General features: G+C 61.2%; 20 protein-coding genes. 11 read left to right on the plus strand and 9 right to left on the minus strand.

All coding sequences use genetic code 11. The annotated features are described in order from the left end of the window. Nucleotides 1-13: 13 nt before the first annotated feature. From BLW36_RS01265 to acnB, 3 genes are all read right to left on the minus strand, one after another. Complete coding sequence (locus BLW36_RS01265; RefSeq protein ID WP_091384247.1) at nt 14-607, minus strand: NAD(P)H-dependent oxidoreductase; 594 nt, start codon at nt 605-607, stop codon at nt 14-16. A 50-nt stretch (nt 608-657) separates the two neighbouring features. Then, a complete protein-coding gene (locus tag BLW36_RS01270) occupies nt 658-1,023 on the minus strand; it encodes a MerR family transcriptional regulator (protein WP_091384250.1) in 366 nt (121 codons plus the stop codon). 185 nt (nt 1,024-1,208) lie between these two features. Beyond that, complete coding sequence (acnB, locus tag BLW36_RS01275) at nt 1,209-3,824, minus strand: bifunctional aconitate hydratase 2/2-methylisocitrate dehydratase (protein ID WP_170833081.1); 2,616 nt, start codon at nt 3,822-3,824, stop codon at nt 1,209-1,211. A gap of 309 nt (nt 3,825-4,133) precedes the next feature. Here acnB and BLW36_RS01280 point away from each other — a divergent pair, with 309 nt between their 5' ends. From BLW36_RS01280 to BLW36_RS01295, 4 genes are all read left to right on the plus strand, one after another. Next, on the plus strand, nt 4,134-4,589 hold the full coding sequence (locus tag BLW36_RS01280; protein ID WP_091384255.1) for a DUF1289 domain-containing protein: 456 nt from the start codon (nt 4,134-4,136) through the stop codon (nt 4,587-4,589). A gap of 96 nt (nt 4,590-4,685) precedes the next feature. Then, the gene (locus BLW36_RS17455) at nt 4,686-5,666 is read left to right on the plus strand and encodes a MerR family transcriptional regulator (protein ID WP_244506088.1); all 981 of its coding nucleotides are present in this window, start codon (nt 4,686-4,688) and stop codon (nt 5,664-5,666) included. A 92-nt stretch (nt 5,667-5,758) separates the two neighbouring features. Then, a complete protein-coding gene (locus BLW36_RS01290; RefSeq protein ID WP_091386841.1) occupies nt 5,759-6,709 on the plus strand; it encodes a lipid kinase in 951 nt (316 codons plus the stop codon). Then, nucleotides 6,690-7,130 carry a hypothetical protein gene (locus BLW36_RS01295; protein WP_091384258.1) on the plus strand — a complete coding sequence of 147 codons (441 nt, stop codon included), beginning with the start codon at nt 6,690-6,692 and terminating at the stop codon, nt 7,128-7,130. The genes BLW36_RS01290 and BLW36_RS01295 overlap by 20 nt, the downstream gene beginning before the upstream one ends. A gap of 161 nt (nt 7,131-7,291) precedes the next feature. On the opposite strand, the gene BLW36_RS01300 is transcribed toward BLW36_RS01295, so the two are convergent. Then, the gene (locus BLW36_RS01300; protein WP_091384261.1) at nt 7,292-8,218 is read right to left on the minus strand and encodes a hypothetical protein; all 927 of its coding nucleotides are present in this window, start codon (nt 8,216-8,218) and stop codon (nt 7,292-7,294) included. Nucleotides 8,219-8,383: 165 nt separating this feature from the next. On the opposite strand from BLW36_RS01300, the gene BLW36_RS01305 reads away from it, so the two are divergent. Continuing rightward, nucleotides 8,384-9,130 (plus strand): iron-containing redox enzyme family protein, encoded by a 747-nt coding sequence (locus BLW36_RS01305; RefSeq protein WP_091384265.1) that lies wholly within the window; start codon nt 8,384-8,386, stop codon nt 9,128-9,130. A 76-nt stretch (nt 9,131-9,206) separates the two neighbouring features. Continuing rightward, nucleotides 9,207-9,827: a MiaE family protein gene (locus tag BLW36_RS01310; protein WP_091384267.1), complete on the plus strand. Its 621-nt coding sequence runs from the start codon at nt 9,207-9,209 to the stop codon at nt 9,825-9,827. Here BLW36_RS01310 and BLW36_RS01315 read toward each other — a convergent pair. Further along, on the minus strand, nt 9,824-10,084 hold the full coding sequence (locus tag BLW36_RS01315) for a DUF3081 family protein (protein WP_091384271.1): 261 nt from the start codon (nt 10,082-10,084) through the stop codon (nt 9,824-9,826). The genes BLW36_RS01310 and BLW36_RS01315 overlap by 4 nt on opposite strands. Nucleotides 10,085-10,166: 82 nt before the next feature. Here BLW36_RS01315 and BLW36_RS01320 point away from each other — a divergent pair, with 82 nt between their 5' ends. Together BLW36_RS01320 and BLW36_RS01325 are read left to right on the plus strand one after the other, a co-directional pair. Further along, nucleotides 10,167-10,640 carry a DUF3429 domain-containing protein gene (locus BLW36_RS01320; RefSeq protein WP_091384273.1) on the plus strand — a complete coding sequence of 158 codons (474 nt, stop codon included), beginning with the start codon at nt 10,167-10,169 and terminating at the stop codon, nt 10,638-10,640. A gap of 75 nt (nt 10,641-10,715) precedes the next feature. Next, complete coding sequence (locus tag BLW36_RS01325; RefSeq protein WP_091384277.1) at nt 10,716-11,348, plus strand: malonic semialdehyde reductase; 633 nt, start codon at nt 10,716-10,718, stop codon at nt 11,346-11,348. A 48-nt stretch (nt 11,349-11,396) separates the two neighbouring features. Here BLW36_RS01325 and BLW36_RS01330 read toward each other — a convergent pair whose 3' ends face one another. The 4 genes from BLW36_RS01330 to BLW36_RS01345 all read right to left on the minus strand — a co-directional run bounded on the left by BLW36_RS01330 (nt 11,397) and on the right by BLW36_RS01345 (nt 14,386). Beyond that, on the minus strand, nt 11,397-11,852 hold the full coding sequence (locus BLW36_RS01330) for a DUF2269 domain-containing protein (RefSeq protein ID WP_170833082.1): 456 nt from the start codon (nt 11,850-11,852) through the stop codon (nt 11,397-11,399). Beyond that, nucleotides 11,849-13,012 (minus strand): saccharopine dehydrogenase NADP-binding domain-containing protein, encoded by a 1,164-nt coding sequence (locus BLW36_RS01335; protein ID WP_091384285.1) that lies wholly within the window; start codon nt 13,010-13,012, stop codon nt 11,849-11,851. The genes BLW36_RS01330 and BLW36_RS01335 overlap by 4 nt, the downstream gene beginning before the upstream one ends. A gap of 113 nt (nt 13,013-13,125) precedes the next feature. Beyond that, a complete protein-coding gene (locus BLW36_RS01340) occupies nt 13,126-13,854 on the minus strand; it encodes a UDP-2,3-diacylglucosamine diphosphatase (RefSeq protein ID WP_091384288.1) in 729 nt (242 codons plus the stop codon). A 22-nt stretch (nt 13,855-13,876) separates the two neighbouring features. Beyond that, a complete protein-coding gene (locus tag BLW36_RS01345; protein ID WP_091384291.1) occupies nt 13,877-14,386 on the minus strand; it encodes a peptidylprolyl isomerase in 510 nt (169 codons plus the stop codon). Nucleotides 14,387-14,596: 210 nt separating this feature from the next. On the opposite strand from BLW36_RS01345, the gene BLW36_RS01350 reads away from it, so the two are divergent. The 3 genes from BLW36_RS01350 (at nt 14,597) to BLW36_RS01360 (ending at nt 18,134) form a co-directional block, all read left to right on the plus strand. Next, entirely contained in the window at nt 14,597-16,270 is a 1,674-nt protein-coding gene (locus BLW36_RS01350; RefSeq protein ID WP_091384296.1) for a glutamine--tRNA ligase/YqeY domain fusion protein, read from the plus strand. A 162-nt stretch (nt 16,271-16,432) separates the two neighbouring features. Then, nucleotides 16,433-17,806, plus strand: a complete 1,374-nt coding sequence (gene cysS, locus BLW36_RS01355) for a cysteine--tRNA ligase (protein ID WP_091384301.1) — start codon at nt 16,433-16,435, stop codon at nt 17,804-17,806. Between the two features lie 139 nt (nt 17,807-17,945). Then, entirely contained in the window at nt 17,946-18,134 is a 189-nt protein-coding gene (locus tag BLW36_RS01360; protein WP_091386843.1) for a DUF3012 domain-containing protein, read from the plus strand. Nucleotides 18,135-18,137: the final 3 nt, after the last annotated feature.

The following is an 18,137-nucleotide window of genomic DNA, read 5'->3' on the forward strand; positions in this document are numbered from 1 at the left end:
TCTCAGCTGCCTCTCACGGAATAGCGGCGCTCAACTTTTCGCTCTCCGCAGCCATGTTCGCTACGGATTGAATCCATTCTTCTTTCTTGAGCTCATCGGCCATTATTACCGAGCCGAAAAGGGTTACTTGTGCTGCGCATATGCCGCTGAACTGCAATGTAAAGCGATCCAGCTGCTCCAATGCCGGGCGGGATTGCTCCGCGGCAAAGTCCTCCGGAGCGTCCATGGTGAATATAATTCGTGCTGTTTTTCCGGTAAGTAGTGGTATGGGCTCGGCGCTGCGGCTTTCATATTTGAAGGCAAAACCGGGTAAAAAAGTGCGATCAAGCAGCCCCTTCAGTTTTGCCGGCAGGCCTCCCCACCATATGGGCGAGACGATCACCAGGTGATCGGCCTGTACAATAGCGCTCTGGAATGCTTTTAAGCACGGCTCTAACTCCTGGACGCTGTCGTAGCCATGCTCCAGGCTGGGATTGAACGCCATATCTGAAATATCCAGTCGGTGGACATGGGAATTATCTCTCGCCTGCCGTTCATAGGTATCGCACAGTTGCCTTGAAAAGCTGTTTTTCTTGGGGTTTCCGTTAATCAACAGGATGTTTCTCATCTTCAATCCTTACGTCTTGTCGGGAATTGTTGATGAGTTTACTGTCTCCCCTACAGGGTATAGTCAACAGTTTGCGGGCAGGATCTGATGGACTTTATACATTCATCTATTTTTTCGATTTTTTCGTGCAGCAATCCAAGCTCTGCCTGGAGATCGCTTTTTGTTCTGGCTAAAAATTCGGCTATCCTGTTCCAGTCTACATTGCCATTCTGATAGGTAATAACCCCCTGAAGCTTGGCCAGAGAAACCCCCAGGGATTTCGCTTCGGCGATAAGCTTGAGTACTTCGACATCCATACTTGAATAGACTCTGTATCGCCCCTGGCGAGCAGGCGTTCGAGTCAATCCGATTTTTTCATAGAAGCGAATCGCTTTTATCGACAGGCCGGTCTTTCTGGAAACTTCACCGATAAACATTATGCCCCCACTATTTCGTATGCCACTCGACCCTGCAGCCCTAGCAGGTCAATGATACGGGACTTTCAGTCAGTAGTTATCTGCTCGGACACTTGGAAACAGCTTGCTTGGCAGGATGTGTGCGGCTGGATATTAAAAAGCCCCGCCGGTAAGGGCGGGGCTTTCAGTTCGAGACCGGCTATCGCTTAAACAGCGACATCCTGGATCTCGGTAGCGGCGATGCGCTTGCCTTCTTCGGCAGATTTCTGGAATTCCTCAATCTGGTCGAAGTTCAGGTAGCGGTAGATTTCCGCGGACATGGAGTCCAGGTTGGCCGCGTACTGCTGGTACTCCTCAGGAGTCGGCAGCTTGCCCAGGATCGCACCCACAGAGGCCAGTTCCGCGCTGGTCAGGTACACGTTGGCACCGTCGCCGAGGCGGTTCGGGAAGTTGCGGGTGGAGGTGGACAGCACGGTGCTGTTAGGGGCCACGCGTGCCTGGTTACCCATGCACAGGGAACAACCGGGCATCTCGGTGCGGGCACCGGCTGCGCCGTAGATGTTGTAGTAGCCTTCTTCCATCAGCTGGTGCTCGTCCATCTTGGTGGGCGGAGCGATCCACATGCGGGTGGAGATGCCACCCTTGTGCTGTTGCAGCAGTTTACCTGCGGCGCGGAAGTGACCGATGTTGGTCATGCAGGAGCCGAGGAATACCTCGTCGACCTTGTCGCCGGCTACTGAAGAGAGTAGGCGCGCGTCGTCCGGGTCGTTCGGCGCGCACACGATCGGCTCTTTCACTTCGGCCAGATCGATTTCGATTACCGCAGCGTACTCGGCGTCGGCGTCGGCACTCATCAGTTCCGGCTTCTCCAGCCACTCTTCCATGGCGCGTGCGCGACGTTCCAGGGTGCGCTTGGAGCCGTAACCTTCGGCGATCATCCAGCGCAGCAGGGTGATGTTGGAGCGCAGGTACTCGGCGATGGCTTCTTCCGGCAGCTTGATGGTACAGCCGGCAGCGGAACGCTCGGCGGAGGCGTCAGACAGTTCGAACGCCTGCTCGACGGTCAGGCTGTCCAGGCCTTCGATCTCGAGGATGCGGCCGGAGAAGATGTTCTTCTTGCCTTTCTTCTCCACGGTCAGCAGGCCCTGCTGGATCGCGTAGTAAGGGATCGCATGTACCAGGTCACGCAGGGTGATACCCGGCTGCATTTCGCCCTTGAAGCGCACCAGTACGGACTCCGGCATATCCAGCGGCATAACGCCGGTGGCAGCGGCGAAGGCTACCAGACCGGAACCGGCCGGGAAGGAGATACCCATCGGGAAGCGGGTGTGGGAGTCGCCACCGGTGCCGACGGTGTCGGGCAGCAGCATACGGTTCAGCCAGCTGTGGATGATGCCGTCACCCGGGCGCAGGGATACGCCGCCGCGGTTCATGATGAAGTCGGGCAGGGTGTGCTGGGTGTCGATGTCCACCGGCTTCGGGTAAGCGGCGGTGTGACAGAAAGACTGCATGGTGAGATCCGCGGAGAAGCCCAGACAGGCCAGGTCTTTCAGTTCGTCGCGGGTCATCGGGCCGGTGGTGTCCTGGGAACCAACGGTGGTCATCTTCGGCTCGCAGTAGGTGCCGGGGCGAACGCCGTCGACGCCGCAGGCCTTGCCGACCATCTTCTGTGCCAGGGTGTAGCCCTTGCCGGTGTCGGCCGGCTGCTCCGGCTTGCGGAACAGGTCGGACGGCTCCAGGCCGAGGGATTCACGGGCCTTGCCGGTGAGGCCGCGGCCGATGATCAGGTTGATACGGCCGCCGGCGCGGACTTCGTCCAGCAGAACCTGGGACTTCAGTTCGAACTCCGACAGTACCTTGCCGTCTTCGGACAGGATCTTGCCGTCGTAGGGGCGGATCTCAATGATGTCGCCCATGTTCAGGTCGTCGACCGGCGCTTCGAATACCAGCGCACCGGCGTCTTCCATGGTGTTGTAGAAGATCGGTGCTACTTTGCCGCCGATACAGATACCACCGCCTTTCTTGTTCGGTACGCCCGGCAGGTCGTCACCGAAGAACCACAGTACGGAGTTGGTGGCGGACTTACGGGAGGAACCGGTACCGACCACGTCGCCGACGAAGGCGACTGGCAGGCCCTTGGCTTTCACTTCTTCGATCTGCTTCAGCGGGCCGGTTACGCCGTGCTCTTCCGGCTCCAGGCCGTCGCGGGTCATCTTGTACATGGCCAGCGCGTGCAGCGGGATGTCCGGGCGGGACCAGGCATCGGGGGCAGGGGACAGGTCGTCGGTGTTGGTTTCGCCGGTTACCTTGAATACGGCAACCTTGATGCTTTCCGGCACCTTGTCGCGCTTGGTGAACCACTCGCCCTCGGCCCAGGATTTAATTACAGCCTTGGCGTGTTCGTTGCCGGCCTTGGCTTTCTCTTCCACGTCGTGGAAGGCGTCGAACATCAGCAGGGTGCCCTTCAGCTGCTCGGCAGCCAGCTCGCCCAGGTCTTTGTCGTCCAGCAGTTCAACCAGGGTGGCGATGTTGTAGCCACCCAGCATCTTGCCCAGCAGCTTGACCGCGTGCTCGCGATCGATCAGCGGGGACTCGGCTTCGCCTTTAACGATGGCAGACAGGAAACCGGCTTTTACGTAAGCGGCTTCGTCCACACCCGGCGGTACGCGGTGGGTGAGCAGTTCTACCAGTTCTTGTTCTTCGCCGGCGGGAGGATTCTTCAGCAGCTCTACCAGCCCGGCCACTTGTTCGGCATTGAGCGGTTTCGGCGGAATACCCTGTTCGGCGCGTTCGGCGACGTGTTTGCGATAGGCTTCAAGCACGGATATGTCCCTCTTGGTGTGTGGGGTGGCACCAACAGCGGGCGGAATTCCCGATCGTTCTCGGTGCCGGGATTTTTTATTCGAGGCCGCTGGAGGCGGGTGGCGAATTCTACAGCAAAGCCCTAATGCTGTTAAGTTTATTGAAAAATCAATAACTTAGGCGAATTGCGACTATTTGTTCGGTGAATTTTGGTCGATTCGTGGGCGATGCGCTTCCTTTCGGAATCCAAACAAAATAGTCTACTGCGCAGATTACACCCACCCGATTTCAGACTGGTTTCAACCAGCGCAGACTGATTTGGTTATTTGATGTACAAAAAGGTGCGCACCCCCTGCATTGGCGTCTGCTCCACCGGTATCGGCGATGATGTGTGCCGCGGTTGCAAGCGCTTTGCCCACGAGGTGATCGACTGGAACGCCTATTCCGAGGAGCAGCGGCGCATTATCGCCGAGCGCCGCGAGGGCTACCTGGTCAATGCGGTGCGCAGCCAGCTGGAAATCATCGATCAGAACCGGCTGCTGGCGCAGCTGCGTCATCAGCAGATCCGCTTTGACGAGTCGCAGAATCCCTATTGCTGGGTATTCGAACTGTTGCGGGCCGGCGCCAGCCAGATCCGGAATCCCGCCGACTACGGTCTGCAGCCGACGCCGCAGGCGCGCGGGGTGTCGCTGGTGGAACTGCGCAAGCGTATCGACGAGGATTTCTACGCGCTGTCCGTAGCTTATTACCAGCGCTTTGTCGCCCCCGGCCTGCAACCGGCCTGACGGAACGTCTGTGGTCAAAGCGGTTGGCCAGGGCTTGACCCGTCTACGGCTTCACGGCCGAAGCTGGGCGAGTTTGGACAACCGAAGGGACCAGCGATGCCAATCGATGACGAGACATTCCTCGCGCAGTTCTGCGACCAGACTCTGAACCCCGAGCACTTCGACCACCGCGGGCACCTGCGCGTGGGCTGGCTCTACCTTAATCGCCTGCCGCTGCCGCAAGCCTGCACCCGCGTGTGCGACGGCATCCGCGCGCTGGCCATGGCACTCGGCGCCGCAGACAAGTTCCATCACACGATCAGCGAGGGGCTGGTACGTATAATTGCCGAGCGCATGGCCGGCACCGCCGCGGAGAATTTCGATCAGTTCCTGGCGGCCAACCCGGACCTGCTCGCCGATGCGCGCGGATTACTGACGCGCCATTACAGTGACGCGTGCCTGCATTCGGCGGCAGCGCGCTGCAGTTGGGTGCAGCCGGACCTGGCGCCCCTCGTAGAACCCTCTCACAACCAATGGATGCAGATGCTGACGATCACCGCCTTTGCCCGGCGTTTCAATTTGTCCCGCTCCACGCTGCTGTATTACGACCGCATCGGCCTGCTGAAGCCGGCGAGCACCAGTGACAGCGGTTATCGACTCTACGGTGAGCGCGAGCTGGCGCGCATGGAGCGGATAGAAACCTTCCGCAATGCCGGTCTGCCGTTGAAGGCCATCCGCGACATTGTCGATGGCGAATGCATGGGCAGCGTGGAGGTGGCGCTGGAGCGGCAGCTGGCCGCACTCAACGACGAGATCACGCGCTTGCGCGCGCAGCAGAAACTGGTGGTGCAACTGCTCGGGCGCGGCGCTGAGACCGGCCACGCTGTCGATGTCGCCCAATGGGTGGCGATGCTGGAAGAGGCCGGCGTGGACAAGGCCGGGCGCCGGCGCTGGCATGCGGCTTTCGAGCGGGATGCACCGCAGGCCCACCGGGAGTTTCTGCAGTCACTGGGACTCGACGACGAGGAAATCGCCGAGATCCGCCGGCGCTCGCGGCAGGATGCGGATGGCGACCTGCCCGGATCGGCAGAGGACTAACTTTTCCGGCGAATGCGCGCCTACCGTGCTTTGTTGCTGGCAGTCCGGTTAGAATCTTCGCTAAACCAACCGCCCGCAACGGAGAGCCGGTTATCAATTCAACATCACAAGCCCCTACACGTGCACTGCTGATCCTGAACCCGAAGAGCCGCAGCGGTGCCGAAGCCGATCTCGACGACGGTATCGCGGCGCTGCGCAATGCCGGTATGGAGCTGGAAGTGTTTTACTCCGGCGGGCCGGACGAAACCGAAAACGCAATACGCCAACGCCGCGAGCAGCTCGATCTGGTGATCGTCGGCGGCGGCGACGGCACCATCAGTTCCACCGCGGGCACGCTGTACGACTGCCAGTTGCCGCTGGCTATTCTGCCGCTGGGTACCGCGAACGATCTGGCGCGCTCTCTGGGTATCGGTAACGATCTGCAGCACGCCTTTGCCGTGATTGCGGCCAACCACCGCCGCGCCATCGACCTCGGCGTCGTCAACGACCACTATTTTTTCAACGCCGCGAATATGGGCCTCGGGGTAAAAGTCACCGAGGAGCTTGGGCCGGAAGTAAAGAAGCGCTGGGGCGTATTCAGCTATCTAAAGGCTTTTTCTGCCGCGCTGACCCGCGCACAGCAATTCAAGGCAGAAATTGTCGTCGACGGTGAGCGCCATATGGAGCGTTCTATCCAGCTGGCGGTGGGCAACGGCCGCTACTATGGTGGCGGTAATATCGTGGCCGATTCGGCGCGAATCAACGATGCTAGACTCGACCTGTATAGCCTGCGGCCGCAGGGTGTGTGGGAATTGCTGACCTTGGCACCGCTGGTGCGCGGGGGCAAGCACCACCTGGCCCAGCGTGTCTTTAACATCTCGGGGCAGCGCATCGAGATCACCACCCGGCCGGGCGCCATGGCCATCCACGCCGATGGCGAGCCGGTAACACAGACGCCGGCGACGTTTACCGTGATCCCCGACGCGCTGCAGGTGGTGGTCCCGCGCGATTCACAGGAATTACTCAGCGAGGAAGATAAAACCCATGGCACTGATCCGCAGTGAATCCCAAGCCGCACTGAACGACTTGCATGTTGCGCTGAAACACAGTGCAGACAATTACCGCGATGCGGCGGAATTTCTCGATGATGAGCCTGCCAGCGAATTTTTCCGTAAGGTCGCGGCCGAGCGCGACAGCCTGGCCGCCGAGGTGGAACAGGCCATTCGTGCGGAAAATGATCTGCCGTCGGAGCCGGATCGCGATCTCGAAGCCGGTGAACAGTTATTGCACCGGCTGGAGTCCCTGTTCGCCCCGGACCAGACCGGCGAAGTCATCGAACAGCGCCGCCAGGATGACCTCGATTTGCTGGCACAAATCGATGGTGAGGAGCTGAAAGCTCTGGAGCAGGATTACGGCGAACTGAAGGCCAGCTGCCGCAAAAAAGTAACGGCAACCGTCGATGCACTGAACGATTGGAACCATTGACGGGTTGTCGGAACTGAGCGAATAAAAAGCCAGGCACTCAGTCCCAAACCTGTTCACTTAGTTGAGCTTGCCGCGAAGGCGCCGATACCCGGTAGTGGTACCGCCTCGCTGTTGTTGAGTGAGCCTCAGTCCGAGTTTTTTGTTTCCCTGTCGAATCCTTCTCAGCGGGCCTCCCGCAGGAATACCCGCAGTGCCGGCAAAAACGCTTCCGCGGACAACGCTAAATCGCGCCGCTGCCGGCGCTGGCCCTGGCTGGGCTGGTGATCCACGCGGGTGAAGTCCGGCAGCTGGCCGCTGTCATCGCCGAGCACCAGCACCGGCATGGCTGAGTAGCCCACCTGCCGGTACTCCTCACCATCACGCCGGCGGAAGATCTCCGCCACCTGCAGGTTGGGGCGGCTCTGCACCTGTACCTGGCGCAGATCCTCGTGCTGACTCTTGTGCAGCCCGGCCAGCAGTTGCCGCTGGTACTGGATGCCCGGGTCGGAACCCTGCGGGTCCAGCTGCACCAGCTTCTTCTCACACCATTGCACCGTCACCTTGCGGATCGACTTGCGCGCCTTGATCCACGACAGCGCAATGGCATCTGGCCGCTCCGCACACAGCAGTACCTGGCGATAGCACTGGCGCAGGTGCGCGCGGGCGTGGCCGGCATCGGAGAGCAGCTCGCGCAGGTTGCGATCCCGTTCCGGGGCAGGGCGATCGCCCAGTGCTGCCTTGTACTCGGCCACGGCGCTGGCGAAGGCTTCTTTGTCTGCATTCAGCTGGCGGGCGGCGGCGATGGTGGCGGTGGGCACCGCCAGCAATCCGGGAATCTGCAGGGTCGCGCGGGCGTCGCCGGCGGCATCGAGCGGATCGCAGTAGTCCAGCTGTGCGAACAGCGCCGCGGCCAGCGCGAACGGACGTTCAAACGAGACACCGAGGCGCTCCGCCGCATCGCGGGCGAAGGGTGGCTGCAACAGATAGTGCTGCCAGGCCCTGGGGCTGTCCTGCAGCTGTTCCAGTGACTGACGTAGGCTCGCGGCGCTGCTGTGGAGCTGCTCCAGCAAAGGCGGAATTGCCGCTGCCAGCTTGCGGTGATCGGTCATCGATGCGCCTGTTCGTGTGAAGTATCTGGAAATATTAATCCACTTAATAAGCCGTTATCAATGATTCGTTTACCGCCCACCAGCCGGGCCTTGTGCCACCTCCAAGCCGGCTAATCAGTGGGACGGGCGCTACCGGCCAGCCGGCGGCCTGCCTACCATTGCGCCATGAATCGCTGCGAATTCAAAGAAGGGCTCCTGCACGTGATGGAGCGCAAGGTGCACTGGGCCTGGCCGGCGTTTACCGCGGGGCAGGTGCCGAAAGAGCTGTTGCATATCCACCTGGAGCAGGAGTACGGCACCTATGTGCGCGACTTCCCGACTCTGTTGGCGCGCGCCTATATCCAGTGCCCGATTGCCGCGGTGCGGCGGGAGCTGGCCGAGAATATCTACGAGGAGGAGACTGGGGGGCTGAGCGGCGGCGTGCCGCACCCGGAGCTGTTCCTCGAATATCCGCGCGGTCTGGGCATGAACCTGGAGCGCTTCAAGCGCGTGGAGCTGCTGCCGGCGGCGGCGGAGTTTCGTGCGCTGTTGGACGATGCCACGACTGGGCATGGCTGGGAGGTGGCTGCGGCGGTGACCACATTGTTTCTCGAGGGCACCGAATACGAGCGCGGTGAGCTGGATCCCGGCCAGCCGAAACGCCCGCAGTTTGCGCCTGCCGAGCATCCGCTGGTCAAGCACTACGGTCTGCCGGTCAAGAACCTGGCCCTGAGTCGCGTACACCACCAGGTGGAGGGCAGCCATCGCAAGGCGGCCTGGCATCTGATGCTGGACTTCGTCGACGAGTCGATGCGGCCGAAGGTGCTGCAGTGGATGGGGCAGGTGTTGCACGGCTGGCTCCGCTATCGCGACGAGGTCGCCGAGCACTGCGGTCTGCTGCCGATGAAGCCGCAGGCACCGGCGCGGCGCTGAAACCTGCTATTCCTGCGCCTTGCGGCTATAATCCCGCGCTTTCCACCGTCCAGAGTCTGACCGAGCCAGCCGCAGTATGAACGCCCAAGCCCCCGATCTTTCCGCCATCCACGAATTCCTGCTGTGCCCGACACCGGACGCCTGGGTGCAGGCGGCGCTGGCGGAGCCGGAGCTGATGCTGGTGGATCACGCCAACTGCGAGAAGAAGGCCGCCGGTACCGCGCTGAACCTGATGTTCCGTTATGTGGACAATTTCGAGCTGCTGAACAAGATGTCGCGGCTGGCGCGGGAGGAGTTGCGACACTTCGAGCAGGTGCTGGCCATCATGCAGAAGCGCGGTATCGCTTACCCGCATATCAGCGCCTCCCGCTATGCCGCCGGCCTGCGCGCCGAGGTGCGCAGTGCCGAGCCGGGCCGCCTGGTCGATACGCTGATCTGCGGTGCGATCATCGAGGCCCGCTCCTGCGAACGCTTCGCGCGCATCGCGCCGCAGCTGGATGAAGAGCTGCAGAAGTTCTATCTGTCACTGCTGAAGTCGGAGGCGCGCCATTTCCGCGACTACCTGAGCCTGGCGCAGAAGGCGACCGATGAGGATATCGCGCCGCGCGTGCAGCAGCTGTTGCAGGTGGAGCGGGAGCTGGTCGAGGGCGGTGACGGCGAGTTCCGTTTTCACAGTGGCGTGCCCAGCAGGGCCTAGTCCTTGTCGAGCTTCGCCAGCAGGTCGACAAATTCCTGCAGGTCGTGGGCATTGTCGTAGTCGACCGCGTATTTGTTGTGAAAGAACACCGTCAGCTGCACTTTGGGCGTATTGATAAACACGGTGTAGCCGTCGAAATCCGTACTGACGGTAAGTCCGCGATAGCGCCAGCCGTCGGATTCCTTGACGCCTTCCTTGGTGGCCTTGTCGAACACCCGCAATGCCTGTTTGACGTCAATCTTGTGTTCCTGCTCCACGTAAACCCCCGCTGCCGCTAAGCTTATTTTTCTTGCGCCGCCGATCATTCCGGTGGCCGTTGAGTTTGATAGCTTAGACGACATGCCGCACGCAAGCCAAAGACCCGCCGCAATCGACACGTGCCTGTTCGACGCGCTGGCCTATCTCGGCTTGCTGCCGTTCGTGATCGGTATCGCCATGCAGATAACCGGCGTGACATTGTTCGGCGTCGGCGGCCGCTTCTGGTTTGCGGCCTACAGTACTGCAATTCTGAGCTTTCTTTGTGGAATCTGGTGGGGTGGGGCACTGAACCGGGTTCGTCACCCGCATCGTTTGGCGCTGATTTTGTTGAGCAACCTCGTTTGCGTCGCCGCCTGGTTCGCGCTGCTGCTGTATGCAACTTTCTGGGGCCTGCCGCTGCTGGCGGCTGGATTCGCGTTCGTGCTCTGGGCAGAGGCGCGCCTGAACCCGAATCTGCCGCGACGCTATAACTACTTCAAGACCCGCAGCCGGGTCAGTTACCTGGTGATTGGCTGTCACCTGGTAATGATCGCCGTGATAGCGCTGACCGGTTGACGACTGTTAAGTGTCTGATCGCTGACGCAGTCCGCGCGGTCAGGCGAATCACACCTACCAACTGAGGAGCCACAAATGGGCGATGCAATTTCCTCTGGAGCGCTGGATCAGCTATTTCGCGAAGCCAGAACCTACAGCCACTGGCTGGACAAGCCGGTCAGTGACGAAACGCTGCAGCAGCTTTATGACCTGATGAAGATGGGGCCGACCAGCGCCAATTGCTGCCCGGTGCGCATCGTCTTTATCAAGACGAAGGAGGGCAAGGAGCGGCTGCGCCCGGCGCTGAACGAGGGTAACGTGGACAAGACTATGGCGGCGCCGGTGACCGCGATCATCGCGCATGACCTGAAGTTCTACGAGTATCTGCCGCGGCTGTTTCCCCATGCGCCGGCGCGGGAGTGGTACGTGGACAACTCGGAACTGGCAGCGACCACCGCATTCCGCAATGGCTCGCTACAGGGCGGTTACTTTATCCTCGCTGCGCGCGCCCTCGGCCTGGATTGTGGCCCCATGTCCGGGTTCGACAATGCCAAAGTGGACCACGAATTTTTCGGTGAGCAGGGCAATGCGGCGGCCTTCCAGCAGGAGCACTGCCCGGACAGCCATATCAAGTCGAACTTCCTCTGTAACCTGGGCTACGGCGACTCGGAAATGCTGCATCCGCGCGGTACGCGATTTGAGTTTTCGGAGGTGTGCAAAATTCTCTGAGGGATGGCAATGCGCGTGCGCGGCAGCGATGTACGCGCACTACTCAATTTATTGGAAGGTGGGCTTCGCCACCATCAGGAAGACGATCGCTACCATCAGCGGAAACGCCGTCGCACCGAGCAGGCACCAGAGCCGCATGGTGTGGCGGATGTCCGTCTCACTGGACTCATGAGCGTGGCGGCGCAGGCGGTACTGCAGCATCACCACCGGCAGCCACAGCAGGAAAACCGTGATGGTGAGCGCAATGGCCAGCTTTAGCCAAAACTGCTGCAGCCAGCCGGGATTGATCGCCAGCATTCCCACCGCACTGCCGAGCAGCGCGACAATCGCGCTGGCGGTAAAGATCCAGTCGGCCGCTACCGTCTCTGTGCTGATCCAGCGCAACACCCGCAAATCCCCCGATTGCCACCCGCGCAACGTGTACCAGGCGATACCGATGCCGGTGCCCAGCACGACCATCGCGCTGAGGACGTGCAGCGCCTTCAGCGTCAGGTAAACGTTCACGGGTTGGAGACCGGTGCAGGGACCATCGGTGCCGGTGATTCCAGCCGTTCCATCGCGGTGACGATAGAGTAGGGGGCAAGTTCCGCGAGTATTTCGTCGACCGTCAGCAGTTGCCAGCAGGCCTGGGCGCCGCTGAAGGTCCAGTCGTCGCGCAGGAATTTGCGCGCCAGCGCCGCCGCCGGGGCGGCGGGAATCCACGGGCCGTCGCCATTCAAGCCGAGAATCTGCCATTGGAAGGAGCCGGCGTTGCCGCGCTGATCCAGGCCGTCCGCGCGAACCAGCATGCCGCCGTGGCGACTGCCGCCGGGCCAGTGCGCGGCGAGTTTGTGGCCGAGGCGGGCCACGCGTTGGTTGGCAGTGGGCAGGTGCATGCGTGCGAGGCGGGCGCACACAGCCAGCCCGGTCTGCAGCGTGCGCGGCTGCAGCCCGGTCGCGAAGCGCGCGCTGTGCAGGTGCGGCAGCTCGCGCGGGCACAGTTCCAGATCCGGTACGTCGAAGTCACACAGCCAGCGCTCACCCACCGGGTGGGCGAGCTTGACGCCGCGCAGGTAGTTGCCGGCGTAGGATTCGCGCCACTCACCGTTCTGCAGCAGTGGAAAGCTCTGGCCAAGGGCTTCGAACCCGGACCTGACCGTGGCGAGACCGCGCACTATCCGGTGGGCCGGCGCAATCGCGATGTCCACCGAGTGAATCGTCGGCAGCTCGCGCTGGATCTCCGCCAACACGGCAGAGCTGAGCGCCGGCAGCGAGCTGGCGCCGGAGACCATGGCGATGCCGGCGGTCTCCGCGGCCGGCGACAGCCGCTGGAAGTCGCACACGTAGCGGCGCGCATCGGCGATGTCGATATAGGGGGTGCCGGATTGAATACAGGCCTGGGCGACGCGGTAATCCTGCTGTTGCTGGAAGGGGCCGGCGCAGTGAATCAGCAGGTCGAGGTGCAGCGTCTTCAGCTGTGATGACAGGTTGACGGAATCCCGCTCCAGGCGCAGACCCTCGGCGATACCGGGCAGTTTGGACGCGCACAGCTCGGCCTTGAGACGGTCGTGACCGGCGATAATCAGTTGCACGTCCGACTCGCTGCTGAGCATGCGCGCGATGCGCGCGCCGAAGTTGCCGTAGCCGCCGAGTATCAGTACGCGTTTCTTGTAGTTTTTGACCATTTGCAGCGCCCCAGTCCCTAGTCGCCGTACTATCTGTGGTGCGTCACTGGCCGATCATGTGGTGTGCGCACGTTACTGCGGACAGGGGGCTAAAAGTGCCCCTGCCTTGGGGGCTAGGATGCTATGGGCCAGTGGATCAGTTCAAGTGAATCTTTATCCGCCTTGACGCACCAGCCCTGTTCACCCCAGTCGCCGAGGACGATGCGCTCCGCTGGCGCGCCGTCGATGGTCAGGGCGTGGCGTGCGGGTCTGTGGGTGTGGCCGTGGATCAGTGTATGCACGCCTTGCTCGCACATGGTCTTCTCCACTTCCTCCGGCGTCACGTCCATGATGTCCTCGGCCTTGCGGCTGTTCATGGACTTGGACACGGCGCGGATCTGTGCGGCGATGGCCCGGCGCTCCTCGAGCGGCTTGGCCAGCAGTTCCCGCTGCCAGTTGGGATCGCGGGCCTGCTGGCGGAAGGCCATATATTCGCTGTCGCGGGTGCACAGGCTGTCGCCGTGCATCAGCAGGACTTTCTGGCCGGCCAGCGTGACGGTGCTCGGATCCGGCAGCAGCACCGCGCCGGCGCGGTGGGCGAAGTCCTGGCCGAGCAGGAAATCGCGGTTGCCGTGCATCAGGTACAGCTCGGCGCCGCTGCCGCTGAAGCGGCTCAGCTCCTGCGCCACCTCGGCCGCCAGGGGCGCATCGTCGTCATCGCCGATCCACACCTCGAAAAAGTCGCCGAGGATATACAGCGCCTCGGCGCCGGCGGCGCGACCCCGCAGGAAGTCGAAGAATGCCCGGGTGATGTCCGGGCGGCTCTCGTCGAGGTGCAGATCGGAGATGATATAGGTCGACAATGTTCCGCCCTTTGCTTCCGCGTTACTTGTCAGAATAGGCGTCGGATACGGTAACGCCGGTGATCTCGATGGTCTCCAGCGGTACGTCCTGGTGGAAATCCTTGCTGCCGGTCTTCACGCTCTTGATCTTGTTGACCACGTCCATGCCGTCGACCACCTTGCCGAACACACAGTAGCCCCAGCCCTGCGGGTCCTTGCTGCGGAAGTTCAGGAAGTCATTGTCCTTCACGTTGATGAAGAACTGGGAGCTGGCGGAGTGCGGATCCATGGTGCGGGCCATGGCCAGGGTGCCGGTGTCGTTTTTCAGGCCGTTGTCGGCTTCGTTCTCGATCGGCTCGCGGGTCTCCTTCTGCTGCATGTCCGGAGTCATGCCGCCGCCCTGGACCATGAAGTTGTCGATCACCCGGTGAAAGATGGTGCCGGTGTAGAAGCCGTCGCGGCAGTACTGCAGGAAGTTGGCCGCGGTCTTGGGGGCTTTGTCGAAGTCCAGCTCGATGGCGATGTCGCCGTGGGTGGTGTGCAGGGTGATCATAAAATATCCTAACCGGGGTGAATTTGGGGCGGCATAATACCGTGTCGCCCATGGCTGTAAAATGGCCTTATGCTTTGAATGATCGCTTCGTTCAAAAAGTGAGCAGGTGTCGGTGGGGCGGAAGAAAACGGCAATTCGGACTCGATATTCTGCGACCCATCTGGGCTATAATCCGCCGCTTACGTTCGCACAGCTGTAATAGAGAATCCTATGACATCCGAGAGCAAGCCCGCTCACTTTTTGCAGAACATTATTCGCGAAGATCTGGCCCAGGGCCGGGTAAGCCAACTGGCGACCCGCTTTCCGCCGGAGCCCAACGGCTACCTGCATATCGGCCACGCCAAGTCTATCTGCCTGAACTTCGGTCTGGCGCAGGAGTTCGGTGGTACCTGCAATCTGCGTTTCGACGACACCAATCCGGCCAAGGAAGAGGAAGAGTATGTCGATGCGATCAAGCGCGATGTTTCCTGGCTCGGCTTCGAGTGGAACGGCGAAGCGCGCTATACGTCGGATTACTTTGACCAGCTGCACGACTGGGCCCTGTACCTGATTAAAGAGGGCAAGGCCTACGTCTGCCACCTGTCGCCGGAAGAGGCGCGTCACTATCGCGGTACCCTGACCGAGCCGGGTAGGAACAGTCCCTACCGCGATCGTTCGGTGGAGGAGAATCTCGAGCTGTTCGAGAAAATGAAGAATGGCGAAATGGCCGAGGGCGAATGCAGCCTGCGCGCCAAGATCAATATGGCCGCGCCAAATATCAACCTGCGCGACCCGATCATCTACCGCATCAAGAAGATGGCGCACCACCAGACCGGCGACAAGTGGTGCATCTACCCGAGCTATGACTTCGCCCACGGCCAGTCCGATGCCATCGAGGGCATCAGCCACTCCATCTGTACGCTGGAGTTCGAGGACCACAAGCCGCTGTACGACTGGTTTATCGACAACCTGCCGGTGCCGGCGCGCCCGCGCCAGTACGAGTTTGCGCGCCTGAACCTGAACTACACCGTGGTTTCCAAGCGCAAACTGAAGCAGCTGGTGGACGAGGGCCATGTGGATGGCTGGGACGACCCGCGGATGCCGACCCTGTCCGGTCAGCGCCGTCGCGGCGTGCCGCCGACCGCCATTCGCAATTTCTGCGAGATGATCGGTGTGACCCGCTCCGACTCGGTGGTGGACGTGGGCATGCTGGAATACTGCATTCGCGACGAGCTGGACAAGAATGCGCCCCGCGCCATGTGCGTGATGGAGCCGCTCAAGGTCACCCTGAGCAATTACCCGGAAGGCAAGGAGGAGATCCTCACCGCTCCCGGCCACCCGGTGCGCGAGGACCTGCCGGCGCGCGACCTGCCGTTCACCCGCACCCTGTACATCGAACAGGAGGACTTCCGCGAGGAGGCCAACAAGAAGTACAAGCGGCTGGTGCTGGGCAAGAAGGTGCGCCTGCGCAACGCCTATGTGATTCAGGCCGACGAGGTGGTCAAGAACGATGCCGGCGAGATCGTCGAGGTCATCTGCTCGGTGGACCTGGATACCCTGGGCAAGGACCCGGCCGACGGCGTCAAGCCGAAGGGCGTGATCCACTGGGTTTCCGCGGAGAAAAACGTCGACTGCGAGGTGCGTCTTTACGACCGCCTGTTCAGCGATCCGGCTCCGGATGCCGGCGGCAAGAATTTCCTCGATCACGTCAACCCGGACAACCTCAAAGTACTGACCGGCTGTAAGGCTGAGGTCGGGCTAGCCGCAGCGGCGGCCGAGCAGAGTTACCAGTTCGAGCGCAACGGTTACTTCTGCCGCGACAACAAGTACGGCACCGCGGAAAAACCGGTATTCAACCGCACCATCGGTCTGCGCGACAGCTGGGCCAAGGAACAGGGCAAGTAGCCGAGTCGGACACTGGGTGCCGGCCTGCGCCGGTTCGACGAAAATTAAAAGTCGTCATGCCGGCGCAGTCCGGCATCCAGACTAACCGAACTGGCAGGCCCGGCCGGCAACCAGAAACGAACGAGCAAATGGAGCGGCCCAGAGCCGCGAAAAACTGAATTTATGGCCTTACAGCTCTACAACACTTTCTCCGGACAGAAAGAAGCCTTCCAGCCACTGGTGCAAGATCGCGTGCGCATGTATGTCTGCGGCCCGACCGTGTACAACCGCGTGCATATCGGCAATGCGCGCCCGGTGGTGGTGTTCGACACCCTGTACCGGCTGCTAAAAAGAAATTTCAGCGATGTGATCTACGCGCGCAATATCACCGATATCGACGACAAGATCATGAAAGCCGCGCGCGATAACGGCGAGGAGATCGGTGTGCTGTCGGCGCGCTTCGCGCAGGCCTATTTCGAGGATATGGCCGCGCTCAACAACCTCGAGCCGGATGTCATTCCCTACGCGACCCAGCACCTGCCGGAAATGATCGACATGATCGAGCGCTTGCTTGAAAAGGGCCACGCCTATGCCGCCGAGGGGCACGTGTTGTTTGCGGTGGATTCGATGGCCGATTACGGCAAGTTGTCGAAGCGCTCGCTGGACGACATGCTCGCCGGCGCGCGGGTCGAAGTGGCACCCTACAAGAAGTACGCCGGGGATTTCGTGCTGTGGAAGCCGTCCAAGGAAGACGAGCCCGGCTGGGACAGCCCCTGGGGCCGCGGTCGCCCCGGCTGGCACCTCGAGTGCTCGGCGATGATCAAGAAGCACCTGGGCGAGACCATCGACATTCACGGTGGCGGCCGCGACCTGACATTCCCGCACCACGAAAACGAGCGTGCCCAGAGCTGCTGCGCCAACGGTGTCGACTTCGTGCGCTACTGGATGCACAACGGCTACGTCAACATTGAAGGCGAGAAGATGTCCAAGTCCCTGGGCAACTTTCGTATGGTCAACGATCTGCTCAAGCAGTATCCGGGTGAAGTGCTGCGCTTTGCGCTGCTGTCGGCGCACTACCGCTCGGAGCTGAACTTCAGTTCCGATCTGCTGGACCAGGCCTGGCGCAGTCTCGACTCGCTCTACGGTGCGCTGCGGGAAACGGAATCCGTGGCGGCAGCCAGCGTGGATCTCGATGGCTCCGCGTTTATGGCGGCACTCGAGGACGACCTGAACACGCCGATCGCGATCAGCGAGCTGCACCAGATCGCCAAGGATCTGAACAAGGCCGAGGCCGGCGATCAGGCGGGTCTGAGGGGCATGCTGCTGCAGGCGGGCGAGATGCTTGGCATACTGCAGCAGGACCCGGAAAGCTGGTTCCAGCAGGCCCGCGGCGACGAGTCAATTTCCGCGGAAGAAATTGAACAGCTGATCGCCGAACGCGCGCAGAGTAAAAAGGACAAAAACTATGCCCGCGCCGACGAGATCCGCGAGGAACTCAAAGCCAAGGGCGTGGTGCTGGAAGACAGCCGCGAAGGCACCAAGTGGCGGAGAGAATAGTCACTCGCCACTAATTGATTGTGTCATTCCGGCGTATGCCGGAATCCAGATTCCCCGGCCCCCGGGGACTGGATATCGGCCTGCGCCGGTATGACGAAGTGAAGCAAAAGCAATTTAATAAGAATCAATGGAAAGCAAAATGAAAAAAATCTTTATCCTGCTCGTTTCTGCCATCGCCCTGATTACTCTGACCGCCTGTGGACCCAAGCGCGGTTCCGAGGCCTGGTGTAAGAAAATGGACGAAATCCCCAAGGGCGAGTGGTCCCTCAACGACGCCGGCGACTACACCAAGTACTGCGTATTCAAGCAAAAGCCTGAACAAGAGTAAGCG

It is taken from the genome of Microbulbifer marinus (genome assembly GCF_900107725.1).
GTDB classification, from domain to species: domain Bacteria; phylum Pseudomonadota; class Gammaproteobacteria; order Pseudomonadales; family Cellvibrionaceae; genus Microbulbifer; species Microbulbifer marinus.